We start from the raw sequence: 5801 nt of genomic DNA on the forward strand, positions 1-5801 counted from the left end.
CCCGCCGCCAGCAGTGCCGCCGCCGCCCCCGCCGCGCCCACGACCAGCCCTCGTCTGCCGATGTGCGCCATGCGCCGCCCCGTCCTCTGGTCCGCTGCCGGGCGGCCCGCCGGTGATCGCCGGACGGGCCGCCGCTTCCGCTGAGCATGCCCGCCCCGGCCGGTCGTCCACACTCTCCCGCGGAGTAACGTCCTGTCCCGAGGCGGGCGCCGGAATCACACGGGGGACCTGCCGGGACACGGACCAGTGAAAGGCACGATGTGACCGACATCCTGACCGATATCGCCCGCGTCGGAGTGGTGGGCTGCGGCCAGATGGGCGCAGGAATCGCCGAGGTCGTCGCCCGTAGCGGCCTGGAGGTAAAGGTCGCCGAGACCACCGGCGAGGCGCTGGAGATCGGCCGTACCCGTCTGCACAACTCGCTGTCGAAGGCCGCCGAACGCGGCAAGATCAGCGAGGGCGAGCGTGACGCGGCGCTCGGCAGGCTCAGCTTCACCACCGATCTCGGTGAGTTCGCCGACCGCGATCTCGTCATCGAGGCCGTGGTGGAGAACGAGAAGGTCAAGACCGAGATCTTCCAGGTACTCGACCAGGTGGTGCGGCGCCCCGACGCGATCCTCGCCTCCAACACCTCGTCCATCCCGCTGGTCAAGCTGGCGGTCGCGACCTCACGTCCCGACCAGGTCATCGGTATCCACTTCTTCAATCCGGCGCCGGTGCAGCGGCTGGTCGAGCTGATTCCCGCGCTGACGACCTCCGAGGAGACGATCAAGCGGGCCGAGGCCGTCGTCCAGGGAGTGCTGGACAAGCACGCGATCCGCGCCCAGGACCGCTCGGGCTTCGTGGTGAACGCGCTGCTCATCCCGTATCTGCTCTCGGCGATCCGGATGTTCGAGTCGGGCATCGCGAGCCGCGAGGACATCGACAACGGGATGGAGCTCGGCTGCGCCCATCCGATGGGCCCGCTCAAGCTCTCCGATCTGATCGGTCTGGACACCGTGGCGTCCGTCGCCGATTCGATGTACGCGGAGTTCAAGGAACCGCTGTACGCGGCGCCTCCGCTGCTCCAGCGGATGGTGGACGCGGGCCGGCTCGGCCGTAAGACCGGGGCGGGCTTCTACCCGTACTCCTGATCGCCGGGAGCGGACCGACCGGGCGGATCAGGAGTACGCGAGGCAGGGCGGCAGAACTCAGCCCAGCCGTATGTGATGGAGCATCAGCAGCCCGGCCGTCATACCGGCGGCCGGGATCTCACCGCGCGCGATCATGTCCGGCACCAGCTTGAGCGGGATCCACTCGCGGCGCGAGGACTCGAAGTCGTCCTCGGGATGGCCGATGTATGTGGCCTCCTCCGCCCAGTAGAGATGGTGCCGGGCATCGGTCAGGCCGTTGGACGGCTCGACCGTGAGGAGATGGCGCAGCGGTCCGGGCCGCCATCCGGTCTCCTCCTCCATCTCCCTGGCCGCGGCGGCCTCGATGGACTCGCCGTCCTCGACCACGCCCGCGGCCAGCTCCCAGCCCCAGCTGTCGGTGATGAAACGGTGCCGCCAGAGCATCAGCACCTCATTGGCGGAGTTCACCGCGGTCGCCACGGCGACCGGGCGCAGCCGGATCAGGAAGTGGTCGAGCCGCCGGCCGTCAGGGAGCTTGACGTCGGCCAGATTGACCTGGAACCAGCGGTTCTCATACACAGTTTGTTCGCTAAGTTTCGTCCACTGCATGTTTCTGCCACCTTCCGACAAGTTGATGGCAATATCGCAGCAGCGGCTCTTGTACACGGTGGCTCAGAGGGGGCTCACAGAGGGGCTCACAGGGGAACGCGCAGCGCTCCCTCGATCAGTTCGGCCGTCGCTTCCGCGTCGGTGGATCCGCTGGCCACCAACTGCGCACGTACGGCGCGCAGCCGGTCCCGCAGCCGCTGGGACTCCATTCCCCGCGCCCGCTCGGCCATTTCCCGAGCTGTTCCGGCGGCCCGGTCCGCCTCGCCCTGCCGTAGCTCGATATGGCTGAGCATGGCGAGCCGGTGCACCCTGCCCCGATCGTGCGCCGGGGTGTCCACGGCCGCCGCCGCGTGCGCCCGCGCGGCGGCCAGATCTCCGAGGCTGAGCAGGGCCTCCGCCACTTGTACGTTCACCAGGCCCGGCTGGACGTACCCGGTCTCCTCCGGCTCATGCCCGGGTCTGATGCGCTCCGCCTCCGTCTCGGCGCGTCCGATGCAGCCCAGCGCACCGCTGCCGTCGCCGAGATGGGCATACGACTTGGCCTGCATCGCATAGAGATCGGCGGCGAGCGCGGGAGTGATCTGGCGGCCCGCCGTCCGCAGCGCGGCCTCGGCGAAGGCGACGGCCTGGCGGTACTCGCCCATGTGCAGCGACTGGTTGACCAGCAGCGCGATCACATAGGCCCCGAGTCCGCGGTCGCCGCTGGCCTTGGCCAGCCGCAGTGCCTGGTGGAAGTAGCGCTGGGCGAGTCCATGGGCGTCGGAGTCGTACGCGCAGATACCGGCCACCGCGACCAGTCCGCCGGTGGCACGGTGGAGCTGACGGCCCAGCGAGTCGCTGTATCCGCCGCGCAGCAGCGGAGCGGTCTCGGAGTTGAGGAAGCGGACGATCCGGGCACGGGTGGCGACTCCGCCCGCTCTCCGGTACATCAGCTCGTAGTGCTCCCTGGCCGAGCGCAGCAACTCGATGTCGGCGGGACCGACCTTCGTACGGCCGGGGCGCGAGACATCGGCGTCCTCCGGCGGATTCTCCCACTCCCAGACGGGGATCACGGCGGGCGTGCCGGTGACGGCGGGGGCGTCCACTATGTGCGGCCGGCGCTGCTCGTCGGAGCGCCAGAGCGCGGTGGCCCGCTCCACGAAGCCGGAGAGCGGAGTGACGCCCGGCACGGGCGACTCGCCCAGCACACCGAGCCCGATGTCGTCCAAGGTGAGCGAGCGGCGCAGCCGGTCGCCCAGCACACCGCAGATCAGATCGGGCACCTGGCCGCGTGGCCGCTGACCCTTCAACCACCGTGCCACGGCCGTGTGTTCGTACCGGAGGGCGAGCCCTCTCAGCCGGCCCGCCTCATTGACCCGGGCGGCGAGTCCGGCGTGGGAGATACCCGCCTCGTCGAGCAGGGAATCAAGCAGGGTGTTGGGCTGCATAAGCCTCTCCGGTGGTTCGGCCGGTGTGGATCTTCTGGACTTCCAAGCCCTTTCGGGACTTTGACGGCAAGCCCAGCACGTCTCGGCGAGGGGCCCAGCGTAGTGCGAATCGCACGGGGTGTGAACGTAATGCCCGTATCCGTACCTTGTGCGCTCTGCCGCCGGGCGCCCGGGGCCGGTTGACTGAATCGCCTCACAAAGAGGCGGCCGGGCCACCGACTCCCCCTCGTCCTGTGCGGTGGCCCGCAACCGCGCCGTCTGCCCTGCTGACCTGCCCGACACTCCGCGGCGGGGCAGGCGGCGCCGGCCGCACCGGTCATGTCGCCCACTACCGGCGGAAGGATGTCGTGCGTGCCCCGGTCGCGGTCATTCCCGGCCGGGGACGTGGGCATTGCTCGGGTGTGTGCGGATCCGGGAGCCGCTGCTCGGGCGCACGCATATCCGGTGGATACATCTCCGGCGGCTGCTCGGCCGCCCGCTTGGAAGCGCCTAAGGGCCGGATATCCGGGAGTTGACTCCCCGATGAGGGTTGACTCCCCGATGGGGGTTGACTCCCCGATGGGGGTTGACTCTCCGATGGCCGGTCGGCCGAGAGAGCCGATACGGGCGAGGGAGCCGATACGGGAGGGTCCCCAGGCGGCCGCTCGTCCGACGTACGGTCATCCGGCGGCGGGCTGTCCGGCGGCTGTAACTCCTCGCCGCCATCCGGATCCGGTCCCTGGTCCTGCGTCGGCACAGGCGATGGCATGGGCAAAGGCACATCCACCGGCACCGGCGCGCGGTCATTGCGTACGACGAGCAGCGCCATGTCGTCGTTGACACGCCCGCCGGTGTGCCGCAGCAGCGCTCGGTGCACCTGCCGCACCACTTCCGTGGGCGAGAGCGGCACACCGGAGACTCCCTCCGCGGCCCCGGTCAGCGCTTCTTCCAGAGCGAAGAACCGTCCGGCCGAGTCCCGCGCGTCCTGGGCACCGTCGGTGTGCAGGAAGAGCGACTCACCGGGCAGCAGCGGCCCGCACCGCTGGAGCGGAAGATCGGCGGGCAGCGGGAACGGGCCGAGCGGTGGCAGAGGCTCGGCGCTCGCGACAGGCGCGGCGCCCCGGCCCAGCCGATAGGGCCAGGGATGGCCGCAGTTGAGAGCCCGTACCTCCGCGTCGTGCCCGATCTCCAGCAGCAGTACGGTGACGAACTCCTCCGCCGACAGTCCGTCCGGATCCGGATCGTCGTAGGCCCAGGATTCCCGGCCACCGGATCCGGAGCCACCGGATCCACCGCCACCGGATGCCCGGCCGTCGGATCTCCCGCCGCCCGGTCCACGACCGCCCGGTCCACGACCGCCCGGTCCGCGGCCACCGGATCCGGAGCCGTCGGGTCCACCGCCCTCCGCCCTGGCGGCCCATTGTCCCGACTGCTCTCTCAGATGGCGCTGAAGCGCCCGGTCGAGTCTTCGCAGCACACCGTCGAGTCCCGGCTCGTCATGGGCGGCCTCCCGGAAGCTGCCCAGCACCGCCGCCACGGCGCCGATGGCGGGCAGTCCATGGCCGCGTACATCGCCGATGATCACGCGGACGCCGTACCCGGTGGCCACCGCCTCGTACAGATCGCCGCCGACATCGGCGCCCCGGGACGCGGAGAGCTGTCGCGCGTAGAACGCCAGCCCGTCGAGGCGCGCGGGAAGCGGCCGGAGCAGCACCGCCTGTGTGGCGCGCGCCACCGCGCGGACCTCGCTCAGCACCTTCAGCCCACGCCGCCGCACCCGGTTGAGCAGATACGCCACGACCAGCAGAAAGGCCACACAGGTCACGATGCGCGGGATCAGGTGGTCGTGGGTGCTGGGCGGGCAGGTCAGCTCCCAGGTGATCACCAGGGCGAGCACACCGCCCGGGATCGCGCACTCGACGACACCCCAGGGGGCCGGTGCGTCCTCGGACGCGTCCTCTTCTGCCCTGGTCCGATTCATCCGTCGGCCCCCTTCGGCCGCCCGGCCCCTAAGCCGATGGGCGTACGTCGACCGTAGTGGCCGGATCGATTGTGTCGATCACGCATGTGCGTTGGCGAACCCGCCCCGGACTTCTCACCCGAATGAGTGAGGGGCGCTTCCGGAGGTCCGGAGGCGCCCCTCAGGGGACGGCCGTCTGTCCAACGACGGCGTATGACCAGGTGTTACGCGTTGGCGATTACGCGCCGCGAAGAATCGCTCCGGTCCGCTCGGCGGCGAGCGCGACGGCCGCCTCGCGGGCCGCGGTGGCCTCCTCGACGGTCAGTGTGCGGTCCGGCGCGCGGAAGCGCAGGGCGTACGCGAGCGACTTCCGGCCGGATCCGATCTGTTCGCCGGTGAAGACGTCGAACAGCCGCAGGGACTCCAGAAGTTCACCCGCGCCCTCGCGCAGGGCGCGCTCCACCTCGGAGGCGGGCATGTCCCGGGCGACGACCAGCGCCACATCCTGGGTGGCGACCGGGTAGGTGGAGATCCGGGGCGCCTGGAGCGCACCGGTGCCCGCGCGCTCCAGCAGATCGAGATCGATCTCCATGGCGCAGGTGCGCTCCGGCACGCCGAGCGCCTTGACCGCCCTCGGGTGCAGCTCTCCGGCGTGGCCGACGAGCGTCTCCCCGCCGTCCACGGTGGCGAGCAGCGCCGCGCAGCGGCCGGGGT

At 70.7% G+C, this 5801-nt stretch carries 3 protein-coding genes and 2 pseudogenes; 1 reads left to right on the top strand and 4 read right to left on the bottom strand.

Annotation, left to right across the window (positions count from 1 at the left end; translation table 11 throughout):
• The first annotated feature begins 272 nt into the window (after positions 1–272).
• Positions 273–1133, top strand: a complete 861-nt coding sequence (locus GA0115259_RS34940) for a 3-hydroxybutyryl-CoA dehydrogenase (protein ID WP_093604344.1) — start codon at positions 273–275, stop codon at positions 1131–1133.
• A gap of 57 nt (positions 1134–1190) precedes the next feature.
• On the opposite strand, the gene GA0115259_RS34945 is transcribed toward GA0115259_RS34940, so the two are convergent.
• The 4 genes and pseudogenes from GA0115259_RS34945 to GA0115259_RS34960 all read right to left on the bottom strand — a co-directional run.
• Positions 1191–1721 (bottom strand): NUDIX hydrolase, encoded by a 531-nt coding sequence (locus GA0115259_RS34945; protein ID WP_093604338.1) that lies wholly within the window; start codon positions 1719–1721, stop codon positions 1191–1193.
• Positions 1722–1807: 86 nt separating this feature from the next.
• Positions 1808–3148, bottom strand: a complete 1341-nt coding sequence (locus GA0115259_RS34950; protein WP_093604340.1) for a transcriptional regulator — start codon at positions 3146–3148, stop codon at positions 1808–1810.
• A gap of 781 nt (positions 3149–3929) precedes the next feature.
• Positions 3930–5108, bottom strand: a pseudogene (locus tag GA0115259_RS42615) (PP2C family protein-serine/threonine phosphatase); the annotation flags it as partial.
• Between the two features lie 217 nt (positions 5109–5325).
• Positions 5326–5801: pseudogene (locus tag GA0115259_RS34960) on the bottom strand (phenylalanine--tRNA ligase subunit beta); the annotation flags it as partial.

Origin of the sequence: Streptomyces sp. MnatMP-M17 (assembly GCF_900091995.1) — a bacterium.
Lineage (GTDB): Bacteria > Actinomycetota > Actinomycetes > Streptomycetales > Streptomycetaceae > Streptomyces.